General features: G+C 71.4%; 20 protein-coding genes. 5 read left to right on the forward strand and 15 right to left on the reverse strand.

The annotated features are described in order from the left end of the window. Window positions 1-29: 29 nt before the first annotated feature. From ACFVJX_RS05530 to ACFVJX_RS05540, 3 genes are all read right to left on the reverse strand, one after another. Complete coding sequence (locus tag ACFVJX_RS05530; protein WP_384126827.1) at window positions 30-1,508, reverse strand: hypothetical protein; 1,479 nt, start codon at window positions 1,506-1,508, stop codon at window positions 30-32. Window positions 1,509-1,659: 151 nt separating this feature from the next. Further along, complete coding sequence (locus tag ACFVJX_RS05535; protein WP_384126829.1) at window positions 1,660-2,040, reverse strand: PPOX class F420-dependent oxidoreductase; 381 nt, start codon at window positions 2,038-2,040, stop codon at window positions 1,660-1,662. Window positions 2,041-2,089: 49 nt separating this feature from the next. Then, window positions 2,090-2,359 (reverse strand): helix-turn-helix domain-containing protein, encoded by a 270-nt coding sequence (locus ACFVJX_RS05540; RefSeq protein WP_384126830.1) that lies wholly within the window; start codon window positions 2,357-2,359, stop codon window positions 2,090-2,092. Between the two features lie 41 nt (window positions 2,360-2,400). Here ACFVJX_RS05540 and map point away from each other — a divergent pair, with 41 nt between their 5' ends. Further along, entirely contained in the window at window positions 2,401-3,168 is a 768-nt protein-coding gene (gene map, locus ACFVJX_RS05545) for a type I methionyl aminopeptidase (protein ID WP_384126832.1), read from the forward strand. Window positions 3,169-3,173: 5 nt separating this feature from the next. On the opposite strand, the gene ACFVJX_RS05550 is transcribed toward map, so the two are convergent. Beyond that, window positions 3,174-4,022, reverse strand: a complete 849-nt coding sequence (locus ACFVJX_RS05550; RefSeq protein ID WP_384126834.1) for a glycoside hydrolase family 75 protein — start codon at window positions 4,020-4,022, stop codon at window positions 3,174-3,176. Window positions 4,023-4,167: 145 nt separating this feature from the next. Next, the gene (gene ggt, locus ACFVJX_RS05555; protein ID WP_384126836.1) at window positions 4,168-5,976 is read right to left on the reverse strand and encodes a gamma-glutamyltransferase; all 1,809 of its coding nucleotides are present in this window, start codon (window positions 5,974-5,976) and stop codon (window positions 4,168-4,170) included. A gap of 104 nt (window positions 5,977-6,080) precedes the next feature. Between ggt and ACFVJX_RS05560 the strand changes: the two genes are divergently transcribed. Beyond that, complete coding sequence (locus tag ACFVJX_RS05560; protein WP_384126837.1) at window positions 6,081-6,827, forward strand: hypothetical protein; 747 nt, start codon at window positions 6,081-6,083, stop codon at window positions 6,825-6,827. Between the two features lie 71 nt (window positions 6,828-6,898). Here ACFVJX_RS05560 and ACFVJX_RS05565 read toward each other — a convergent pair whose 3' ends face one another. The 7 genes from ACFVJX_RS05565 to ACFVJX_RS05595 form a co-directional block, all read right to left on the reverse strand. Then, a complete protein-coding gene (locus tag ACFVJX_RS05565) occupies window positions 6,899-7,864 on the reverse strand; it encodes an amidohydrolase family protein (RefSeq protein ID WP_384126839.1) in 966 nt (321 codons plus the stop codon). Window positions 7,865-8,037: 173 nt separating this feature from the next. After that, on the reverse strand, window positions 8,038-9,147 hold the full coding sequence (locus ACFVJX_RS05570) for an amidohydrolase family protein (RefSeq protein ID WP_384126841.1): 1,110 nt from the start codon (window positions 9,145-9,147) through the stop codon (window positions 8,038-8,040). Between the two features lie 85 nt (window positions 9,148-9,232). Beyond that, complete coding sequence (locus tag ACFVJX_RS05575) at window positions 9,233-9,889, reverse strand: CoA transferase subunit B (protein WP_384126842.1); 657 nt, start codon at window positions 9,887-9,889, stop codon at window positions 9,233-9,235. Further along, window positions 9,889-10,644 carry a CoA transferase subunit A gene (locus ACFVJX_RS05580; RefSeq protein ID WP_384126843.1) on the reverse strand — a complete coding sequence of 252 codons (756 nt, stop codon included), beginning with the start codon at window positions 10,642-10,644 and terminating at the stop codon, window positions 9,889-9,891. The genes ACFVJX_RS05575 and ACFVJX_RS05580 overlap by 1 nt, the downstream gene beginning before the upstream one ends. A gap of 180 nt (window positions 10,645-10,824) precedes the next feature. Further along, window positions 10,825-12,459 carry a bifunctional 3-(3-hydroxy-phenyl)propionate/3-hydroxycinnamic acid hydroxylase gene (locus ACFVJX_RS05585; RefSeq protein WP_384126844.1) on the reverse strand — a complete coding sequence of 545 codons (1,635 nt, stop codon included), beginning with the start codon at window positions 12,457-12,459 and terminating at the stop codon, window positions 10,825-10,827. A gap of 4 nt (window positions 12,460-12,463) precedes the next feature. After that, a complete protein-coding gene (locus ACFVJX_RS05590; RefSeq protein WP_384126846.1) occupies window positions 12,464-13,390 on the reverse strand; it encodes a VOC family protein in 927 nt (308 codons plus the stop codon). A 28-nt stretch (window positions 13,391-13,418) separates the two neighbouring features. Continuing rightward, window positions 13,419-14,261 carry a fumarylacetoacetate hydrolase family protein gene (locus ACFVJX_RS05595; RefSeq protein WP_384126847.1) on the reverse strand — a complete coding sequence of 281 codons (843 nt, stop codon included), beginning with the start codon at window positions 14,259-14,261 and terminating at the stop codon, window positions 13,419-13,421. A gap of 242 nt (window positions 14,262-14,503) precedes the next feature. On the opposite strand from ACFVJX_RS05595, the gene ACFVJX_RS05600 reads away from it, so the two are divergent. Then, on the forward strand, window positions 14,504-15,346 hold the full coding sequence (locus tag ACFVJX_RS05600; protein ID WP_384126848.1) for a FadR/GntR family transcriptional regulator: 843 nt from the start codon (window positions 14,504-14,506) through the stop codon (window positions 15,344-15,346). Window positions 15,347-15,839: 493 nt separating this feature from the next. Further along, window positions 15,840-17,114, forward strand: coding sequence for an MFS transporter (locus ACFVJX_RS05605; RefSeq protein ID WP_384126850.1), 1,275 nt, complete (start codon window positions 15,840-15,842; stop codon window positions 17,112-17,114). Between the two features lie 144 nt (window positions 17,115-17,258). On the opposite strand, the gene murJ is transcribed toward ACFVJX_RS05605, so the two are convergent. After that, window positions 17,259-18,950, reverse strand: a complete 1,692-nt coding sequence (murJ, locus tag ACFVJX_RS05610) for a murein biosynthesis integral membrane protein MurJ (RefSeq protein WP_384126959.1) — start codon at window positions 18,948-18,950, stop codon at window positions 17,259-17,261. Between the two features lie 211 nt (window positions 18,951-19,161). On the opposite strand from murJ, the gene ACFVJX_RS05615 reads away from it, so the two are divergent. Then, window positions 19,162-19,368, forward strand: coding sequence for a hypothetical protein (locus tag ACFVJX_RS05615; RefSeq protein ID WP_385743844.1), 207 nt, complete (start codon window positions 19,162-19,164; stop codon window positions 19,366-19,368). Window positions 19,369-19,426: 58 nt separating this feature from the next. Here ACFVJX_RS05615 and ACFVJX_RS05620 read toward each other — a convergent pair whose 3' ends face one another. Both ACFVJX_RS05620 and ACFVJX_RS05625 read right to left on the reverse strand, forming a co-directional pair. Then, a complete protein-coding gene (locus ACFVJX_RS05620; RefSeq protein ID WP_384126852.1) occupies window positions 19,427-20,299 on the reverse strand; it encodes an amino acid ABC transporter permease in 873 nt (290 codons plus the stop codon). Then, window positions 20,296-20,940 (reverse strand): amino acid ABC transporter permease, encoded by a 645-nt coding sequence (locus tag ACFVJX_RS05625; protein WP_384126853.1) that lies wholly within the window; start codon window positions 20,938-20,940, stop codon window positions 20,296-20,298. The genes ACFVJX_RS05620 and ACFVJX_RS05625 overlap by 4 nt, the downstream gene beginning before the upstream one ends. Window positions 20,941-20,942 lie beyond the last annotated feature (2 nt).

Here is a 20,942-nt window from a genome sequence, read left to right on the forward strand (position 1 = left end):
CCGATCCACCAGGGACTACGGGACAGCCCTTAGCCGATCCCCGCCACTCTGAGCGCGTGCACCACATCCCGCTCCCGCGCCTCGGACACCCCACGGGCCGCCGTCAGCAGCTGCGGTACGAGATGGCGCGGATCGCTCTCCGCGATCCGGGCTGCGTCCTGCGGTGTCCGCACCCGGACGAAGGCACCGAGCAGCGCCTGCGCCTGGGGCCCGCGACCGGCCCGGTCCAGCGCGACGACGGCATCGGCGATCTCGGCCGCGGGCCGCGCCACCCCCTGGCGTAGCAGCCGGCCGCAGTCCTCCGGCCGGCCCGCCTCGGCCAGCGCGGCGGCCGCGGCCGCGAGCGCCTGTGGAGGCTGCGAGGCGACCTCCCACAACAGGGTCGCCCAGTCGGCGCCGAGCCCTGCCCGCTGGAGTTCGGCGGCGAGCACCGGCAGCCGGTCCGCGGCCCGCCCGGCCGCCTCGCAGAGCACCCCGTGCGCCTCCCCGCTGCGGCCTTCCGTCCGCAGCCGCAGCAGCACCGCGACGGTGTCCCGGGCGGAACTCAGCGCCTCGGGGTCCGGAGCGGCCTCGGCGCGCACGGCCGGTTCGTCCGGGCCGGGAGCGCCACCGAACCGGGCGCCACGCGGCACTGCGGCCGTGACCGACGGGACGGGCAGGACGGGTGCGAGGGACCCGGGACTCTCGTCGTCCACGTCCAGCCCGGCGAACCTGGCCCCGCGCGGCCTCCTGCGGACGGGAGCGACGGAGGCGGCAGGGGCGGCAGGGCCCGAGGGGAGCGCCCGCTCGGGGGCGGGGGCGGCAGGGTCCGAGGAGAGCGTCCGCTCGGGGGCGGGGGCGGCAGGGTCCGAGGAGAGCGTCCGCTCGGGGGCGGGCGAGGCTGCGGCGGGGCCGCCCGGCTCAGGTGCGGCCCGGGCGGCGGGTCCGGGTGCCCCGGCCGAACCGCGGTCCCGCGCACCGTGCCCCGGTTCGGGCTCCGCCCCCGGCTCCGGTTCGCCCTCCGTGTGGAGCGGGCCGGCGGGCACCGCCACCGCCGCCAGCCGTCGGCGCAGCTCCGCGCAGCGGGCCGAGGCGCGCTCATGGTCGTCGCGGGCCCAGGCGACCGAATCGGAGTCCGGCGCGCCCGCTTCACCGCCCTCGTGGGCCGCGCGGAGACGCTGCGCGGCGTACGCCTGCTCCCGCAACATCAGCTCCAGCCGTTCCACGAGCTGCTGCCTGCCGCCGGGGCGGCGGTCGTGGCCCACGGCGGACGCCACGTAGAGCTCGGCCGCCCGCACCGACTCGCGCTCCGCGAAGACGGCGCCACGCGTGGCGGCGAGGTCGGCGAGGAGCGACTCCATCACATCCCAGGGCGGGAGCTCGGCACCCTCCAGGCAGGCCCGCATCCCTTCGGGATCGCGTCTGCGGAAGACGCCGTACCAGCCCCGGGCGGGATCGAGCAGCTCCGTCAGATATCGCAGGTAGCGTGCGAACTCACTTACGGACACAGCATGCTGATGCACCGTCATCATCGCCCTCGGCCGCCCTCGACTGGAACCTTCCAGTCCGCAGGCATTCGACCGCAGGTGTGTTACGGCGTGACTACGTGCTCTTTTCGGCGCTGGTGCAAGCGGCGCGCACCCGTGGCCGCGAGCACTCCCGGGAAGCCTCGTCCGGGGTTCAGAAGGTGATGGCGATCCCGGTGTGCGGTCGCTTGCCGAGGCGGGCGATCATCGCCGGGTAGTCGAGCAGCCAGTACTTCCAGGTGTACTTGCGGGCGATGACCCGGCGCGCACCGGCCGTCCCCTCGGCGTCGAGCAGCCGGCCCGTCCCCTCCGCGCTCGGGGCGCCGTCCGCGATCCGCCCGCGCACATCGCAGACGGTGACGACGACACGGCTGTCGTTGCGCAGCCGCTTGACCTTCCACGAGTCGGTCTTGGTCCAGACGAGCAGCCGGTCCCCGTCCGCGGCGGCCCAGACCGGCGTGGCGACGGGCGTGCCGTTCTTCCGGTACGTGGTGAGACTGACGTACTCGCTTCGGGCGAAGTCCTGGAGGCTCATGGGCGCAACCCTACGCACCGCGCGAGCGGGGGTCGCGGGAGCCCGGCCGCTACCCGGCCAGCGGCACGGTGTCCGGCTCCGGGGCGCAGCGCATGAGCAGTTGGTCCATCGAGAGGCCGAGCGCCCCGGCCAGTGCCGCGACGGTGAAGAAGGCGGGCGTGGGGGCGCGGCCGGTCTCGATCTTGCGGAGCGTCTCGGCCGAGATCCCGGCGCTGCCGGCGATGTCGGCCATACTCCGGCGGCCGCGCGCCTCGCGGAGCAGCCGGCCGAGCCGTTCGCCGCGCAGGCGCTCTTCGGGGGTCAGGGGTGTTCGTACCATGGCGTCATTCTAATACCGCAGAGACCGGTATAGTAATTGGCATGGTGCAACTCAAGACAGATTCATCCATCGAAGCCATGCGCGAGACCGGCCGGGTCGTGGCGCAGTTGCTGACAGCCGCACGGGAAGCGGCGACGGTCGGCGTGTCCCTGCGCGAACTCGACGAGGTGGCGCACGGCGTCCTGCGCGAGGCGGGGGCCGGCTCACCGTTCCTCGGCTACCGCCCGCACTTCGCCCCGACCCCGTTCCCCGGCGTGATCTGCGCCTCGGTCAACGACGCGATCGTGCACGGCATCCCCACGGACTACAGGCTGCGCGACGGCGACCTGGTGAGTATCGACGGGGGCGCGACGCTCGGCGGCTGGGCCGGCGACTCGGCGATCAGCTTCACGGTCGGCCGGGCCCGGCCGGAGGACACCCGGCTGATCGAGACGGCGTTCGCGGCGCTGGACGCGGGCATCGCGGCGGCCCTGGTGGGCAACCGGATCGGCGACATCGCACACGCCATCGGCACGGTCTGCCGGAGCGCCGGATACGGCATCCCGGAGGGCTTCGGCGGGCACGGTGTGGGCCGCGCCATGCACGAGGACCCGGGCGTCCCCAACGAGGGCCGCCCGGGTCGCGGAATGGTGCTGCGGCACGGGATGGTGCTGGCCATCGAGCCGATGCTGATCGCCGGAGGCGGGGACGATTTCTACGCGGACCGGGACGGCTGGACCCTGCGTTCGACCGACGGCAGCCGGGCCGCACACGCCGAGCACACGGTGGCGATCACGGACGACGGCCCCCGGATCCTCACCGCGCTGTGACAGCCTCAGTTGTTCTCGAGGAACTTCCTGGCGAGGGCGTCGCCCGCGGTCACGGCGGCGTCGTGGCTCTCGATCGGCGACACCACGGAGTCCTTGAACAGGATGTAGGTGACGCCTGACCCGGCGCCGCCGGTCTCCGGGTCGGGATCGATGCCGAGGGCCTTCGCCGTGGCGTACGAGGCCTCGCCGATGATCTTGTCGGGGCCGGTGTCGCCGACGACGGCGTACTCCACCTTGCCGTCGTAGATGACGGCGACGACGCCGCCGCCCTTGATGCCGGCGCTGCTGTAGTTCCAGATGTCACTGCTGCTCGGCACGACGACGTAGGGGAGTTTCTCCGCGCTGAGCGGCTTGTCGTCGGAGGTGTGGAATGCGGTGTCGCCCTGGAACCACGGATCGGTGTCCTCGTTGCAGGCCGTGGTCACCTGACCGTCGCAGTCGATGTCCATGTCGGCCTTCCAGAACACCGCGCCGTTCTTGCCGCAGACCGGCACGGTGGCCGAAGTCTCCTCGTCCGTACGGTACTTGCCGTTCGAGATCTGCGAGCAGGACGAGACCTTGGCGAGCAGGTCCGCGGCGCCGACCGAGCCCTCCTCGACGCCGGGCGGGGACTGCTGTCCGGCCGCGGAGTCCTGGGAGGTTGTCGGACCGGCACTGCCGGAGGGTCCGTCGTCGGAGAGCGGGCGGGCATGACCGACGGGCGTGAGGTGGACCACGCCCGGCTGTGCGTTCCGGGCTGCCGCGGGAGTGGGGGCGAGGGAACCGGCGTCGCCCTGGGCGACCGGTGAGAGTGAACCGGCCGCGAGCAGAGCGGCGCCGGAGGCTGTGGCGAGGGCAAGCGTTCGCATACGCATGGTGGGGGTGCCCTTCTATTAGGAAACTTTCCTTACCGAGATGGCCAAGATGCTCCCCCAGGCATGTTCACGTCAAGACTCCGGGGCCGGCCTCGCGCTTCCCTCGCGAACGACCGGCCCCTCCCGTACCGCTATTGACGACCCGTCAGGACCGCCCGGCGGGCCTCACCACCATCGCCGAACCGCCGCCCCGCCGCTCCGTCTCGGCGGCCGCGAGCCATCGCCCGTCCGGCAGCCGCTGCACGCCCGTCGCCGCCCCGATCTCCGGGTTCGGCGTGAAGACGTGCCCCAGAGCTTCGAGTTGGGCTCGCACCGGGCTGTTCCACAACGCCGGTTCCAGCTCCGTACTCGCAGCGTTGCGCTGACTGGCGCGGGGCGCCGCGATGGCGTCCACCAGCGGAAGACCCCGGTCGACCTTGCCGATCAGCGACTGCAGCACGGTCGTGATGATCGTGGCACCGCCCGGCGACCCCAGGGCCAGCACGGGCTGTCCGTGCTTCAGCACGATGGTCGGCGAGATCGACGACCGCGGCCGCTTGCCCGGGCCGGGCAGGTTCGGATCGTGGACGGCCGGATCGGCGGGCGCGAACGAGAAGTCGGTCAGCTCGTTGTTGAGCAGGAAGCCCCGCCCGGGCACCGTCATGCCGCTGCCGCCGGTCTGCTCGATCGTCAGCGTGTAGGCGACGACGTTGCCCCACTTGTCGGCGGTCGTCAGATGAGTGGTGTTCTCCCCCTCGTACGTCGTCGGCGCCGCCGTCCCGCCGGTGGCGCAGTCGGCCGGGTGACGGGGGTCACCCGGCGCGAGCGGGCTGGTCAGCACCGCGTCGTCCTTGATCAGGCACTCCCGCGAGTCGGCGAACCGCTGGCTGAGGAGCGCACGCGTCGGCACCTTCTCGAACGCCGGGTCGCCGACCCAGCGCCCCCGGTCGGCGAACGCGATCCGGCTCGCCTCGATGTAGCGGTGCAGATACTGCGCCTCGGTGGCCTTCGAAAGGTCCGTGGACTCCAGGATGTTGAGCGCCTCGCCCACCGTCGTGCCACCGGATGATGACGGCGCCATGCCGTACACGTCCAGGCCCCGGTAGCCGGTCTTCGTCGGTGCCTGCCGCAGCGCCCGGTAGGAACGCAGGTCCTTCGTGGTGAGGTCGCCGGGCCGCACCACCCGGGAGGACGCTGGGTCGACCGGCGGATTGCGTACCGTCCGCACGACGTCCTGCGCCAGCTTGCCCCGGTAGATCTCGTCGAGCCCCTTCCGGCCGACCTCGTCGTAGGTCCGGGCCAGATCCGGGTTCTTGAACACCGAACCCACCACCGGCAGTCGGCCGCCCGGCAGGAAGAGCTTCCGGGTCGCCGGGAAGTCGGCGAACCTGGCCTGATTTCCCTCCGTCTGGGAGCGGAACGTGCTGTCGACGACGAAGCCGTCACGGGCCAGCCGCTCGGCCGGCTTCAGCACCTGCCGGAGCGATTTGCTGCCCCAGGTGTCGAGCGCCGTCTCCCAGGTCGCCGGGGTGCCGGGCGTGCCGACACCGAGTCCGCTGGTGACGGCGTCGTCGAAGGCGAGCGGCGCACCGTTCTCCAGGAAGAGCGAGGAGTCCGCGCTGCGCGGTGCGGTCTCCCGGCCGTCGATGGTCTGCACGGTACGGGTCCTGGCGTCGTAGTGGACGAAGTAGCCACCGCCCCCCAGACCCGCCGAGTACGGCTCCGTCACCCCGAGCGCCGCCGCGGTCGCCACCGCCGCGTCCACCGCGTTGCCGCCCTTGCGGAGCACCTCGATACCGGCCGCCGTCGCGTCGGCGTCGACGCTGGAGACCGCTCCCCCGTATCCGACCGCGACGGGCGACTTGGGCGGCGGCGCGGTCGGCGGCGCGGAGGAGGACGGAGCCGCCGCCCCGACCGAGACCACTGCGGCGAGAACACCCAGGAACGACACATTCCGTGCAACGGAACGTCGCATGCGCACCTCCAGTGAAGGATCGTCCGCGCAGGGTAGCCCCGGCCCGGCCGCACCGTCAGGACCGCCTCGAACTTGAGGCCGAATGCCCGCTAACATGCCCGCCCATGACTGACGACGTACGCAACATCGTGCTGGGCGTGATAGCCGCAGGCATCAGCGCCGCCATCGGCTGGCTCGCGCGCAGCTACCTCTGGCGTCGCAAGCTCCGCCGCAAGCAGGCGTTCTTCGGGCTGCCCGGCAACTCGGAGTGCCTGCTCGTCGTCAACCGAGACGCGGGCGGCGACGGCGCGGTCCACCGGCACGACGTCTTCGCCCTGCTCGAACTCTCCGCACTGATCAAGGACTGCTCGGCGCACGCCCAGATCCTGTCCCACGACGTCGCCCAGCAGGGGATCGGGGAACGGACCGAGTTCTGCGTCGGCGGACCGGTCTCCAACCGCCGGATGGCGGCGCATCTGCACTCGCTGCTGCCCGGCGTGAAGATGAACACCGATGCCGAGCCGGGTCCGGACCGGGGCGCCTTCCAGATCGGCTCGGAGCGCTACCGGGTGGAGAAGGGTGTCGCAGAGTACGTACTGCTCGCCCGGCTGACCGCCGGTCAGGAGGCCCGCCCGGTCTTCCTGTTCTGCGGGCAGCAGGCGATCACCAACCAGGCCGCGTCCCGGTATCTGGCCCGCAATTTCGAACGGCTGTCCCGAAAGCACGGCAACAACACCTTCTGCCTGCTGCTGAAGGTGGTCAACTCCCAGGCGTACGGCCCCGATGTGGTGGAGCTGGTGGCTGACGTGACCCGCGCGGCACAGGCCCCCGCCCCCGCGCCCGCACCGCGTACCTCGCACCGCGCGGGCTGAACACCGCCCGGGGCCGGGGCCCGTGCGGGCTGGGGGCCTGGCCGTCGGCTGAGCTGCCCATGAGGCTCCGCTCAGCGGGTCCGGGCCAGTCGCGGGAACAGGCGGTGGGCGTTGCGTGTGGTGAGCGCGGCCCAGGTGTCACCGGCGGGCTGCCGTGCGGCCTCGATGGAGGCGATCTGGGCGTCGACTCCCGCTGAGGGGGTCCAGCAGTAGTCGCTGCCGTACAGGATCCTGTCGCTCCCGAAGGCCGAGGTGAGTGTGGGGATCTGGAGCGGGAAGGGGGTGCCCGCCATGTCGAACCAGAGCCGTCCGAGCTGTTCCGGGATGGCCCCGAGGCCGGGGTCCCCCTTGGCGAAGACCTTCCGGAACAGCTCCATGCGCTCGCTGAGCAGCGGGATCGCTCCTCCCCCGTGGGAGAAGATCCACTCGATGTCCGGATAGCGCTTGAACACGCCGTTGAACACGAGGTCGCTCACCGTCCGGGTGGAGTCGAAGATGAACTCCACCATCGGCCGGGGGCGCCCCAGTGCCACGTCTTCGGCGTGGGGCGGTGAGGTGGGGTGGACGAAGACAGGAGTGCGGCGGCGGTCGAGTTCCGCGTACAGGGGCTCGTAGCGTGCGTCACCGAGGTAGATGCCATGGGTGTTGGTCTCCAACGTGACGCCGTCGCTGGACAGGTGGTCCATGGCGTGGGCGAGTTCGTCGAGCGCCCCTTCGACATCGGGCAGCGGCAGTGAGGCGAAGTGCCCGAACCGTCCCGGGTGGTCTCGCCGAACGGCGGCACCGGCCTCGTTGACGTGGCGGGTCAGCTCGCGGGCGTGCGCGTCGTCGCCGAAGTGGGTGCCGGGCGAGGAGATGGAGAGCAGTGAGGTCCGCACGCCCCAGCGATCCATCAGATCGAGGTGTTCCGCGGCGCTCCAGGAGGGCCAGCCGTCCATGCCGTCGGGGTGGATATGACCGGCTGTCCGTGCCGCCTCCACGTACTCGGGGGTGAGGAAGTGCGCGTGCGTGTCCACCAGCGGGGGTGATTGCTTCATCGGCGTCTGCCGGTCCTTACGGTCGGTCGTGAAGGTGCGCTCGGGCGTGAGGGTGCGCTCGGGCGGGGGGGTGCGCTCAGGCGGGGGGGGTGCGCTCAGGCGGGGGGGGTGCGCTCAGGCGGGGGGCGCACTCGGACTGGGTGTGCACCGAGACTCAGGCGGGCGTGCGCGCCTCAGGCGGGGGTGTGCGGGATGCCGCCGCACCAGATGTTCCGGATGTTGCGGGTGGCGCGGATGTCGGTGAGCGGATCGCCGTCGATGAGGACCAGGTCGGCACGGAGGCCGGGGGCCACGGCTCCCCGGTCGGTGAGCCCGAAGTGGCGGGCGGGCAGGACGGTGGCCGCGCGGAGCGCCTCGGCGGGGCTCAGACCGGCGCCGACGAGCAGCTCGAGTTCGTGGTGCAGGCTCGCGCCGTGCTCGACCTGGAAGGGCACCCCGGGCTGGGTGTTGGCGTCGGTGCCTGCCAGGACGGGGATCCCTGCGCGGTGCAGTTCGGCGACGTTCCGCGAGGCGAGGGCGAAGGCCGGTGCCATGCCGCGGGCCGCCGCGGTGCCCTCCATCATCGTCAGGGTGGGGATGGCGACCTGCCGCTGGGCGAGAATCCGGGAGATGTCCTCGTCCACCAGGGGGCGGTCCAGCGGAATGTGGGTGACGAAGTCGACACCCGCTTCGAGCGCCATGGTGAAGGCCCCGCCCGTGGCAGCGTGTGCGACCGTCTTGCGGCCGTGGGCACGGGCCGCGGCCACCAGCGCGTTCATGGTGTCCTGGTCGGGGCCGCCGTGTCCCGGAGCCTCCGCGACGATCTTGATGTAGTCGGCACCCGCCGAGGTCTGCCGTGCGACGAAGTCAGCCGCCTCTTCCGGCCTACGGACGATGGCGTCCTGCGCCATGCCCGGGATCCTCGCGTGCGGGCCGCCTTCCCCGATGGCGGGAGTGCCCGCGCTGCGTACGTCGGTGAGCCCCGGCACCTGGCGCAGTGACGCCAGAAGCCGGGGTGGCCAGGTCGCCATGTCCAGTCCGGTCGTGACCCCGTACGCGCACAGCTTGTCCAGGGTGTCGCGGCCGTGGAGGTGGATGTGTGCGTCGATGAGCCCGGGCAGCAGGATCGCGCCCTGCGCGTCGATCACCTGGGCCCCTGTGGCATCGGTGCCGATGACGTCCTGGTCGATGACGACCGTGGCCGGTTCGCGGAGCCGCTGCCCGTCGAAGACACGGACGTTCTCCAGGGCTGTTCTGGCGGGACGCTCGGGGGACGTGGTCGTGGGGGTCGTGGGGTGCTTCATGCGACTCTCCTGGATGACGGGGCCCGGGCCTGCGGCCCTGCCGGGGCCCGGACGGCGAAGGCGGACCGGTGTGGAAGCGATCCGGTCAGCCGATAACGGAGCCGGCCGCCTCCGGGACACGGACAGGGGCGCCCGTGGCGGCGAGTACCTGCTCGGCCGTGACGCCGGGCGCCGTCTCGACGAGCACGAGTCGGCCGTGGGTGACGTCGAGAACGGCGAGGTCGGTGATGATGCGGTGGACACAGGCGCGGCCGGTGAGCGGCAGCGTGCAGCGCGGCAGGATTTTGGGGCTGCCGTCCTTGGCGGAGTGCTCCATGAGCACGATGACGCGGCGGGCGCCGTGGACGAGGTCCATCGCGCCGCCCATGCCCTTGACCATCTTTCCGGGGATCATCCAGTTGGCGAGGTCACCGTCGGCGGACACCTGCATCGCGCCGAGGATCGCGGTGTCGATGTGGCCACCGCGGATCATGCCGAAGGAGAGCGCGGAGTCGAAGAACGCGGCGCCCGGCAGTACGGTGACCGTTTCCTTTCCGGCGTTGATCAGGTCGGCGTCCACCTCGTGCTCGTCCGGGTAGCGGCCCGTGCCGAGGATGCCGTTCTCCGACTGGAGCACGACATGCACGTCGCGGGGAACGAAGTCGGGGATCAGGGTGGGCAGTCCGATTCCGAGGTTGACGTAGTCCCCGTCGTGCAGTTCGGCAGCGGCACGGGCGGCCATTTCGTTCCTGTTCCAGGCCATCAGACGCGCACCGTCCTCTTCTCGATCTGCTTGTCGGCTGCCTGCCGCGGGGTGAGTGCCACCACGCGCTGGACGAAGACGCCCGGCAGGTGGATGTCGTCCGGGGCCAGGTCCCCGGGTTCGACCAGTTCTTCGACCTCGGCAACGGTGACCCGGCCGGCCATGGCGGCCAGTGGGTTGAAGTTGCGGGCGGACTTGTCGAAGACGAGGTTGCCGTGGCGGTCGCCGCGGGCGGCCCGTACGAGGGCGAAGTCGCAGGTGATCGCGTGTTCCAGGACGCACACCCGGTCGCCGAACAGGCCCGTCTGCCGGGGCGGTGAGGCCACGGCGACGGAACCGTCGGCTGCGTAGCGCCATGGAATGCCGCCGTCGGCCACCTGCGTGCCGACGCCCGCCGGCGTGTAGAAGGCGGGGATGCCGCAGCCGCCGGCTCGGAGCCGTTCGGCGAGCGTTCCCTGGGGCACGAGCTCCACCTCGAGTTCGCCCGCGAGGTACTGGCGGGCGAACTCCTTGTTCTCACCCACGTAGGAGCCGGTCACCCGCGCGACGCGGCGGGCGGCGAGCAGTGTGCCCAGGCCGTGGTCGTCGGTGCCGCAGTTGTTGGACACCACACGCAGGGACCCGGCGCCCTGTTCGTACAGGGCGCCGATCAAGGCCGTGGGGATGCCGCACAGGCCGAATCCGCCGACGGCGAGTGAGGCGCCGTCGGCGATGTCGGCCACGGCTGCGGCCGCGGAGGCTGCTGTCTTGTCCATGAGGTCCTTCGAGTCGGTGGTCGTACACCGGGGGCGTCCGGGCCGCGCGGCAGCGGCGGGCCGGGACGCCCCCGGGCGGCGCCGGGGTGCCGTGGCAGTCCCCGGGCGCGGCGGGGACGGGCCGTGCGGTGGCCCGGTCCCCGCAGTCCGTGGGTCCGGAAGCGGGCGGTGGTGGTCGCGCTACTGCTCGGAGGCGGTCAGCAGCGGTGCGGGCGCCGGCCTGACGACGTCGGACATCGCGGGACAGTGCAGTTCCTCGCGGAGCCGGCCGATCAGTTCGTGCAGCTCCTGCCCGCTCGCGGCGGCGCCGAAGAGGTAGAAGTCGGGCCGTACGACTGCGGCGACATGGCCGTGCTCACGCATGTGCGGGAGGTAGGCGTGGTCCGTGTCGAGGTAGCCGTCCGAGGGTGCGCTGCCGGCGTGGAGCGCGACGATGTGCGCGCCGATGCTGTCGAGGAAGTGCCGGTCGGCCGTGTCGAGGGCGTCGCACGGGTCCTGGCCGTCGGTCAGGATCGTGAAGCCGCCCGTGGTGTGCTCGTCCAGCAGGGCGGCCACGCCGCGGTGGGTCACCCGGTGCTGCGGGGTGAGGTGGCCCACGGCCGGGACCCGGTTGCCCTCCGCGTCGTGCTGCAGGACGCCGTCGCCCAGTATCGGCGGCGGGGCCGGTGGCAGCGCGTGGCGCGGGTCCGCGCCGGTGGCGATCATGCGGCTGTCGCGCGCCGCGGCCTCTTCCGCGTCCAGGACGCAGATGACCTGTCCCAGGGCCATCGACATGCCGATGGCGTGCTGGACGTGGTCGCTGCGCTCGCTGGTGTACGTGTCCAGGAGGTCGGGGTCAGCCGTTCCGGCCAGGACCAGATCGAGCTTCCAGGCCAGGTTCATCGCGTCGCGCATCCCGGAACACATGCCCTGCCCGGCGAAGGGCGGCATCTGGTGGGCCGCGTCCCCGGCGAGGATCAGCCGGCCCTCGCGCCACCGGTCGACCCAGCGGGCCTGGAACGTGTAGACGGTGTGGCGTTCGATCGTGGTGTTGTCCGGGGTGCGGCCCCAGGGCTCCAGGAGCCGCCACGCGGTGTCCAGGGTGTTGAGTTCGTCGACGCTCTCGTGCGGCAGGCGCAGGAACTCCCATCGTCTGCGGCCGGGGCCGCCGGAGACGATGGTGGTGGGCCGCTCGGGGTCGCACAGCTGCCAGTTCATCGGGGACCAGGTGGTCTCCTCCTGCGGGAGGGTGTCGACGATCAGCCAGTCGTAGAAGAACCCCAGGTCGGTGACTGTGGTGGCCATGCCCGAGCGGACGAAGCTGTTCGCACCGTCGGCACCGATCACATAGCGTGCCCGCACCTCGCCCGGGCCTGCGGCGCCCGACGTGGTCAGGCGCACGTGCTCCTCGCGCGGCTCGATGCCGACGACTTCGCGGCCACGCCGGATGGAGACGGTGGGCAGTTCCTCGGCCGCCCTGGACAGGACGGCCTCGAGCTGCGGCTGGGAGAAGAAGCTGGCGGTGGGCCAGCCGGACGGCCCGGTGCCGGACCAGTCGATGCGCACCAGCGCCTCGCCCGCCCGGTTGCGCCACTCGTAGTGGTCGGGAACGGGGTCGGTGACCGCGCGCACCTCCTCGCCGACTCCGGCCGCCTGGAAGATCCGGCCGATCTCGTCGTCGAAATGGACCGCGCGGGGCAGGTCGTACGGGCTGGGCCAGCGTTCCAGGACGATCACGTCGTGGCCGGCCCTGCCCAGCAGCAGGCTGAGCAGCTGGCCGACGGGGCCGAAGCCGACGATCGCGACGTCGTGCACGCGCGAGGTTTCCTGGGTCATGTCCCTACCTCGTCTCACTGTGGGTGCCGGTCATCAGCGCGGCAAGGTCTTCGGGTTCGAGGAAGGACGGCGGGGGCGGCGGGCCCCAGTTGAAGAGTCCCTTGGCCCCTTCGAGGACCTCCGGCGTCCACAGCTGGTCGTCGACGACACAGTCCATGTCGGAGTAGTACTCGGAGAAGTTGCCCGCGGGGTCCTTCAGGTACCAGAAGAAGTTGGAGCCCGCGTGGTGGCGGCCCAGGCCCCAGATATGGCGCTCGGGGTGGTCCTCCAGCATGGCCGTGGCTCCGCGGCCGACCTCGTCGATGTCGTCGACCTGCCACGAGGAGTGGTGCAGGAAGGTGACCGGAGCCGCGAGCACCAGGATGTTGTGGTGGTCCGTCGAACAGCGCAGGAACGCGCCGTGGCCCTTGATGTAGTCGGACGCCTTGAAGCCGAGCCCGTCGCGGAAGAAGGCGGTGGTGGATTCGAGGTCGGTGCTGCCGACGACGGCGTGGCCGAGTTTGCGTGGCCGCACCCGGTCGGTGCGCAGGATGCCCGGCGCCCGGAAGCCGGCGCGTTCGGTACGGCCCGGACCGTTGTAGGCGGTGGCCGGGACCGTTTCCTGCACGAGCCGGGGCGCGACCTCCAGCACGGCACGCACCCCGGTGGACCGGTCGTACGCGGTCAGCGCGGTGCCGTCGGTGTGGCTGTCCACTCCGAGCCGGTGCAGCCGGGAGGCCGCGGCTGCGAGGTCGTCCGGGGTGTCGGCGCCGACGCGGACCTCGACCAGCCGGCGGCCGGGTGCGAAGACGATGTGGAGCTGGCGGCCGGCGTCACGGGTGGTGAACCAGCCGTCACCGTCGGGGACGAGCCCGAAATCCGAGTAGTAGGCGGCCGTCTCGGCCACGTTGGGGACCCCCATCGTGATGGAGGTCAGACGGTGCAGTGCCATGAGAGGGACTCCCTTGTCCGTCGGGCGGTCAGGCCACGAAGGTCTGACGCAGCTCGCCGATGCCCTCGATCGTGGAGACGAGCTCGTCGCCCGGGGCGAGCCAGCGCTGCGGGTCGCGGCCCAGGCCCACGCCGGCCGGAGTTCCCGTGAAGATGACATCGCCGGGCAGCAGCGGGAGCACGGCGGAGAGTCCGGCGATCAGAGCGGGCACCGAGAAGATCAGGTCGCGGGTGCGACCCTTCTGCACCTCTTCGCCGTTGATCGAGCAGCTCAGTTCCAGGTCGTCCGGGTTCGCGAACTCGTCGGGTGTGACGAGCCACGGCCCGATCGGGGCGAATCCCGGAAAGGACTTGCCCAGACTGAACTGCGGCGCCGGGCCCGCCAGTTGCACCACCCGCTCGGAGATGTCCTGCCCCGCCGCGAGCCCTGCGACGTGGCTCCACGCATCGGCCTCGGACACCTTCTCCGCACGGGTACCGATGACGGCGACCAGCTCGACCTCCCAGTCCGTATGACCATTCGGCGGCAGCGTCACCTCGGTGACGGGCCCGCTGATGCTGGTGACGTACTTCGTGAACACCGGCGGCAGGCCCTCGGGGGCGACGAATCCGGACTCAGCGGCGTGCTCCCGGTAGTTGAGACCGATGGCCAGTGTCTGGCGGGGGGCGGGCACCGGGGATCCCAGATCGGACACCTCGAAGGGCTTCCCGGCAGGGAGGGTGGCGGCCTCGGCCCAGGCCCGGAACTCGGCCCAGCGTTCGTAGACTGCCTGCGGATCGGCCGGGAAGGCGCCTCCACTGGCCTGCTCGACGTCGATCGCGCGACGGTCGGCGATCAGGACCAGACGGCCGGAGATATTGGCGATACGCATGGAGACACTCCTGACAGGAAAGAGACGAGGGCCTTCGCGACCGCCGTGGTCGGCGTGTGGGACGAAGGCCGTCGAGCAACCGGCCCGATGAGCAGGGAGGGCCGCCAGCGACAACGGACCCCTTGCTCACCCACCGGCTATTCAGCATGATGATTACCTCGATGTTGCGTCGATGTCACCCGCGACGTCAAGAGCTAGACCGATAACCTTCATGATGAATATGTCGATTCCCTGGAGAAGCTTTGACCACCACACCCGGCAGCGCAGCGCACACCGAGCGGCGGGCGGCGGTCCGGACCGGCTCCGACCAGCGCCCCAGCCCTCGTTCGGGAGCCGCGTCCGACGGGCCTGCATCGCCCCGCCAGGCCGTCGGAGCCTCCCGTGCGCCGTCGTCGGGGCGGGCGGAAATCGCGGCGGAGAAGGTCGCCGGACTCGTCGCGGCAGCCGAACCGGGCTCACGGCTGGGCACCAAGGAAGAGCTGCGCACGCACTGCGGCGTATCGGTCGGCACGTTCAACGAAGCACTGCGCCTGCTGCAGTCCCGCGGCCTGGTCACCGTCAAGCCGGGACCCGGCGGCGGACTGTTCAGCGCGGAGCAGTCACCGATGGTCCGGCTCGGCAACTCCGTGCTGGCGCTGGATGCCCAGCAGAGCGATGTGGCCAACGCCGTACGGATCCGTGACGCGCTCGATCCCCTGCTGATCGAGGACGCCCTCTGGCACGCCTCGCCCGCGGACATCTCCGGCCTGAAGGAGCACATCACCGCCATGGAGGGGGCCGTGGACGCCGCGGATCCCGTCGCGTTCGTGCACGCCAACTGGCGCCTGCACGCAGCCATCGCGGCCATCAGCCCGAACGCACTGCTGAGCTCGCTCTACTCCAACCTGCTGGATCTCATCGAGTCGCACACCCTGTCGGTGCTGCCGACGAGCGAGGAGCCGCTGGATGAGTACATCAGCCACCGGCACGAACTCCACCGTGACCTCGTCGACGCACTCGACCGGCGCGACCGGGACGAAGCCCTGCGGCTGATCCACGAGCACAACACCAGTCTGCAGGCGGAAGAGCCCACTCCGCCGCGCTGAGCAGCCGGCTCCACCACACAGCACGGGCCGGGCCCGGTCCCGTACGAGGACCGGGCCCGGCCTTTTCCCTGTCGCGGGGATTGACAGCCGGCCTCGTGTCCCCCCAACATCACAGCCAATCCACCACGGCAGGCACCGCCGGGCGACCGGACGGCGGCGCGGCACCCGATCCGCCCGTGCGCCTGTCGGCACCGCGTATGTCATCGAGACGCCCAGCGACGCTTCTTCGACGGCATCGGCACCAGCACCGCACCGCCCCCGCGGCGACGTGCGCCGGGTGCCCCGGACCTCGACAGCGCTCAGCTCAGCTCAGCTCCAGTAACCGGCTCACGCCTGCACAGGGCGCCCACGCGCCATGCCCGCGGCGAACCTCTGAGCGCCTCTTCCTGCGCCCGGCCCCTCACGCACCGCGAGCCGGCCGCTTCCGGCGACCGGCCTCACCCGGCCCTGCTCCGCCCCACGGACACCCGGCCCACCCCTGAGGAGTTCGCCCATGAGCACCACACCCGGCATGCCCGCGTCCCGATCGCATCCGCGCTTCGCGGTGATCCTCGGGCTCGTCATCCTGACCATCGAGGGATACGACCTGTTCGTCCTCGGCGCGGTCGGCCCGTCGCTGCTGGCCCAGCCCGACTGGGAGGTCACGAGGTCGACCCTGGGCTTCCTCGGCAGTCTCACCGCACTCGGCATGCCCCTGGGGTCGATCGCAGCCGGCTGGGCGGGCGACCTCTACGGACGACGTACGCCGATGATCGCCGCACTGGCCTGGTTGTGCCTGTGGATGCTGCTCAGCGCGGTGGCCGGCAACCTCGAGTTCTTCGCCGCGACCCGCTTCGCGACCGGCATCGGTCTGGGCGCGCTCATCCCCCTGGTCACCGCCTACGTCAGCGAATCCGTCCCGCCCGCCCGCCGTTCGCTCCAGGTCGGCACCGCGCTGACCGGCGTCGCCATCGGCGGGCTGATCACCGGCGTTCTGGGCCGGGCCATGCTCCCGGCGCTGGACTTCCACACCCTGTTCCTCTTCGGTGTCCTGCCGCTGATCCTGATCCCCGTCGTGTGGAGCCTGGTTCCGGCGGGCGTCCAGGAGCATCCGGCCGAGACCGGTCACCGGGACGAGAACACGCTCCCGGGCAACCGGCTCGCGCGGCTGATGACACCGCAGTACCGGCGGGCGACCCTGCTGTTCTGGGCGGCGACCTTCACCGGCCTGGTACTCGTCTACGGAGCGGGCAGTTGGCTGCCGACCCTGATGGTCGACGCCGGCTACGACCTCAGCTCGTCGCTCGAGTTCTCCATCACCTTCAACATCGGGGCGATCGTCGGCACCGTGGTGGCGAGCATGATCGCCGACCGGGGGTTCATCAAGGCCGCCACCGTGACCAGCTTCGTCCTCGCCGCTGTGGCCATGGTCGTCCTGAGCACACCCCAGCCCCGGCCGGTGCTCCTGGTGGCCTCGGCCGTGGCGGGCCTGGGCGCGCTCGGCACCCAGAACCTCGTCAACATCTTCGTGGCCCGCTACTACCCCGCCCATCTGCGCGGCACCGGCCTCGGTTTCAGTCTCGGCGTCGGACGTCTCGGCGCGATCGTCGGCCCCAGCTACCTCGCCGCCGCCACCGTCCTGATCACCTCCCCCAAGGCCGGGTTCTACGCCTTCGTCGTCCCCGCCCTCCTCGGCGCCCTCCTGACCGGCCTGTTCAGGACCGCCCGCCGGAACGACCCGAGCCCGCACGGCGGTGCGGCGAAGACCGGACAGCCACTGGCCGGCTGACGGAGCCCCGGCCGGACGGAACAGCACCGCCTCCGGCGGCAATCGCCTCGGCCGCAGCGGCCGCGGACGTACCGGAGTCCACCCCGCCGTTTCCAGCCCCCTGCAAGCGCCGGCCGACCGCCGGTGGATCCGGCGGCGCGGCCGTCAGTTCCGTCGCAGCCCGCTCCGGACGGCCGCCAGCGCGGTGCTGACCTCGGTCAGCCGCAGCGGACGGGCCAGCAGCGCCACCACGAGGAGGAGGACCGCGGCCCCCGCGCCCGCCGCGCCGAGGTCCCCGACGCCTGACCCCTCGACGTCGACGGCACGGGCCGCCGCGTACGCCAGGAGCCCCGCGGGCACACACGCGGCCACCAGCCGGGCGTGCGCCCGCACTCCGGGCGAGCGCACCAGGGAGGGCCGCTGGGCACCTGGCACGGAGACCTTCCGGTGCAGTACGTACGCGGTGGCGGCGAAGCCCGCGAACAGCGCCACGGAGTAGGCCCCTGCCATGCCCGTGACCGCCCATCGCGCAGGCAGCAGCAGATAGGCGACGACCGCGAGGCCCGCCTGGAGCGCGGCGATGATCAGGTTCAGGAGGAACGGCGTACGGGTGTCGCTCATCGCGTAGAACCCGCGGGAGAGCACGTACTGCCCGGAGAACGCGATGAGCCCCGGCGCGAAGGCCGCCATCATGCCCGCCATCACGGTGATGTCCGCCGGTCCGGTGCGTCCGTACCCGAACACCGACCCCATCACCCACGGTGCGAGCGCGAGCAGGGCGGCGGCGGCCGGGATCACCACGGCGGCCGAGGTCCGCAACGCGTAGGAGACGTCCCGCCGCACCCCCGGCAGATCACCCTCGGCGGCCGCCCTGCTCATCCGCGGCATCAGCGCGGTCACGAGGCTGACGGTCACGATGCCCTGCGGCACCACCCACAACTGGTAGGCGTAGCTGTACGCGGTATAGCCGGCGCCGCCCGCCACATGCTGGTCGACGGCGTGCTGGCCGGTCGCGGTGGAGAGCCGGGTCACCACCCAGTACGCGGCCTGGTTGGTCAGGACGAGCATCACGAGCCAGCCGGCCGCGCGCAGCGGGCGGGTGAGTCCGCTGCCACGCCAGTCGAACCTCGGCCGCCAGCGGAACCTCGCGGCACGCAGGGCGGGTACGAGCGCCAGGGTCTGCACGACGATCCCGGCCGTGGTCCCCCAGCCGAGCCACTGTGCCTGCGCGGAGGTCAGACTGCCGTCCGAGGCGGCCGCGGTCCCGAGGTAGAGCCCGAACACCGCGATGATCACGACGTTGTTGAGGACCGGGGTCCACATCATCGCCCCGAATCTGTTCCGGGCGTTGAGCACCTGCCCCAGGAGGGTGAAGAGCCCGTAGAAGAGGATCTGGGGCAGGCAGTAGCGGGCCAGGGCGATGGTGAGTTCTGCCTGGTCCCCGTCGTAGGTGGGGGCGTACACGGAGATGATGAGCGGGGCACCGATGACGGCGAGCGCGGTGAGGGCGAGCAGACCGGCCGTGCAGAGCGTGAGGAGCCGGTCGGTGTAGGCGGCTCCGCCGTCGGCGTGTTCCCTGGCGGCCCGGACCAGTTCGGGTACGAAGACGGCGTTGAGGGCGCCGCCGATCAGCAGCATGTAGAGGATGTTGGGGACGGTGTTGGCGACCGTGTAGCCATCCGCCCGCAGTCCGGTGCCGAGTGCGGCGACGACGACCGCCGAGCGTATGAATCCCGTCGCCCGCGAGACGACGGACCCGGCGGCCATGACGGCGCCGCTGCGCAGCACCGATCCGGAACCCCGCTGTCCGCCTTCCTGCGCGGCGACCGTGCCGGTGGCCGCGTCCGCGGCCGTCACCGGCGGGCCCGGGGCGTCCGGTTCTGGGTGTTGCCGGATGCTCGGCGCACCGATGTCTCCCACTCTCCGAGGGTCCGCCGCCGCCTCCTCGGCCGGTGCCGGACAGCGGCGTGCCGTGCGAGGGGTGGTCAGGGGGTCGAGCGTGGAGAATACCGGACGCGGGGGCGCCGTTCCTGAGCGGTGTGCGCGGGCGGTTCAGGGGCGCGGGGCGGTGTCCGGGCGGACGCCGGGCCGGCCGTTCCCCGTGGGTCCGGAGTGGCTCTCCGAATCCCACGGCGTCCCGGCCGGTCACCGACGCGCCCTGATGGCCGACACCGTCGGCCCGTTGCGCACCGAGCACAGCCCGGCCGGCTCACAGCTGACCTTCCCCTCGTCGGCGCGGACCGTTGTCGGGTCCGTGCCGTTGCACGAGAAGTGATCACCGGCTGCTACCGGGCGGGCACCGCTCCCGGGTACCGCCTCACGGCAGTGCCCGGCTACTGCGCTCCCGGCTGGAGCGTTCCTGGTTCGGCGGGTGCGACGCCCACCGCCTCCGTCCTCGGATTGCGCCGCTGCCGCTTCGCCATCCAGGTCGCGAACCAGGAGAGCAGCATGCACATCCCGATGTAGATCGGTGAGATCACCATCACCACAGGGATGAAGGGAAGATCGTAGTCGAGGTTGGAGGCGATGAGCTTCCCGGCATGGAGGAATTCCTCGTACGTGATCAGATAGCCGAGCGAGGTGTCCTTCAGCGCCACCACCAGTTGGCTGATGATGGTGGGCAGCATCGCGCGGATCGCCTGCGGTGCCAGGACGAAGGTCGTGACCTGTGTCTTGCGCATGCCCAGGGCGAACGCCGCCTCGTGCTGGCCGCGTTCGACCGAGTTGATGCCGGAACGGAACACCTCGGCGAGCACCGAGCCGTTGTAGAGCGTCAGCCCGGCGACCAGTGCGGGGAGCGGCTGGACCTTCAGCGCGACGAAGATGAAGAAGATCATCACCAGCACCGGCATGGCGCGGAAGAACTCGACGAGCACCGTGGCGATCCAGCGCACCGGCCGGTGGTCGGAGAGCCGCCCGACGGCCAGGACGGCCCCGAGCGCCAGCGACAGGACAGCGGCGTACGCGAACGCCTTGAGGGTGTTACCGAGCCCGCGCAGCAGCAGTTCCTGGATGCCCTTGTACTCGAAGGGCGACCATTTGGCGCTGGTGAACTGGTCGGTGTCGAAGAGCAGGTAGATGACCCAGCCGACCAGGGCGAGGATCAGGACCGTCGAGACGATCCCGTAGACGAGATGCCGTCTGCGGGCCACCGGCCCCGGGATGTCGTAGAGCGCGCTGGCGGAGGGCGCGGAGTGGGTGGTCATCGGGCGACTCCCCAGCGCTTCTCCAGCACGTTGAAGATCGCACTGATGGTCAGAGTGATGATCAGGTACCCGACGGCGATCCAGACGAAGGTCCAGATGATGCTGAACCCCAGCTCGTTGAGGGTCTTGTAGGTGCCGAGCAGTTCGGTGACGCTGAACGCCCCGGCGATCGCCGAGTTCTTGGCCAGCGCGATGAGTGTCGAGCCGACCGGTGGGATCACCGAGCGGAACGCCTGCGGCAGCACCACGGTGCCGAGTGTCTGGCCGAACGTCATTCCGAGGCTGCGGGCGGCCTCGCCCTGACCTGTGGGCACGGTGTTGATCCCGGAGCGCAGCACCTCGCAGATGAACGCGGAGGTGTAGCAGCCGAGTGCGATGACCGCGAAGACCTTGAACGGCAGCACCAGGCCGAAGCGCGGCAGGCCGAGCAGGACGGCGAAGAAGAGCAGGGTCAGCGGGGTGTTGCGCAGCACCGTGACCCAGACGGTGCCGATCACCCGGAACGAGCCGACCGGCGCGACCCGGAAGGAGGCCATCAGGAAACCGAGGACCAGGGCCAGGACCGAGGCGTAGACGGTCAGTTCGACGGTGCCGAGGAAGCCCTTGCCGTAGAGCGAGAAGTTGTCGGTGAGTACGTCCATGG

Source organism: Streptomyces sp. NPDC127177 (assembly GCF_042672475.1).
Taxonomy (GTDB): domain Bacteria; phylum Actinomycetota; class Actinomycetes; order Streptomycetales; family Streptomycetaceae; genus Streptomyces.

What these genes read in the sequence shown, in the direction of transcription:
- map (WP_384126832.1), top strand. Translation starts at nt 2,401, where the DNA reads ATGGTGCAACTCAAGACAGATTCATCCATCGAAGCCATGCGCGAGACC.
- ACFVJX_RS05590 (WP_384126846.1), bottom strand. Translation starts at nt 13,390, where the DNA reads ATGGCACTGCACCGTCTGACCTCCATCACGATGGGGGTCCCCAACGTG.
- ACFVJX_RS05570 (WP_384126841.1), bottom strand. Translation starts at nt 9,147, where the DNA reads ATGAAGCACCCCACGACCCCCACGACCACGTCCCCCGAGCGTCCCGCC.
- ACFVJX_RS05540 (WP_384126830.1), bottom strand. Translation starts at nt 2,359, where the DNA reads ATGGTACGAACACCCCTGACCCCCGAAGAGCGCCTGCGCGGCGAACGG.
- ACFVJX_RS05535 (WP_384126829.1), bottom strand. Translation starts at nt 2,040, where the DNA reads ATGAGCCTCCAGGACTTCGCCCGAAGCGAGTACGTCAGTCTCACCACG.
- ACFVJX_RS05580 (WP_384126843.1), bottom strand. Translation starts at nt 10,644, where the DNA reads ATGGACAAGACAGCAGCCTCCGCGGCCGCAGCCGTGGCCGACATCGCC.
- ACFVJX_RS05565 (WP_384126839.1), bottom strand. Translation starts at nt 7,864, where the DNA reads ATGAAGCAATCACCCCCGCTGGTGGACACGCACGCGCACTTCCTCACC.
- ACFVJX_RS05550 (WP_384126834.1), bottom strand. Translation starts at nt 4,022, where the DNA reads ATGCGTATGCGAACGCTTGCCCTCGCCACAGCCTCCGGCGCCGCTCTG.
- ACFVJX_RS05595 (WP_384126847.1), bottom strand. Translation starts at nt 14,261, where the DNA reads ATGCGTATCGCCAATATCTCCGGCCGTCTGGTCCTGATCGCCGACCGT.
- ACFVJX_RS05560 (WP_384126837.1), top strand. Translation starts at nt 6,081, where the DNA reads ATGACTGACGACGTACGCAACATCGTGCTGGGCGTGATAGCCGCAGGC.
- ACFVJX_RS05620 (WP_384126852.1), bottom strand. Translation starts at nt 20,299, where the DNA reads ATGACCACCCACTCCGCGCCCTCCGCCAGCGCGCTCTACGACATCCCG.
- ACFVJX_RS05605 (WP_384126850.1), top strand. Translation starts at nt 15,840, where the DNA reads ATGAGCACCACACCCGGCATGCCCGCGTCCCGATCGCATCCGCGCTTC.
- ACFVJX_RS05585 (WP_384126844.1), bottom strand. Translation starts at nt 12,459, where the DNA reads ATGACCCAGGAAACCTCGCGCGTGCACGACGTCGCGATCGTCGGCTTC.
- ACFVJX_RS05575 (WP_384126842.1), bottom strand. Translation starts at nt 9,889, where the DNA reads ATGGCCTGGAACAGGAACGAAATGGCCGCCCGTGCCGCTGCCGAACTG.
- ggt (WP_384126836.1), bottom strand. Translation starts at nt 5,976, where the DNA reads ATGCGACGTTCCGTTGCACGGAATGTGTCGTTCCTGGGTGTTCTCGCC.
- ACFVJX_RS05625 (WP_384126853.1), bottom strand. Translation starts at nt 20,940, where the DNA reads ATGGACGTACTCACCGACAACTTCTCGCTCTACGGCAAGGGCTTCCTC.
- ACFVJX_RS05530 (WP_384126827.1), bottom strand. Translation starts at nt 1,508, where the DNA reads ATGACGGTGCATCAGCATGCTGTGTCCGTAAGTGAGTTCGCACGCTAC.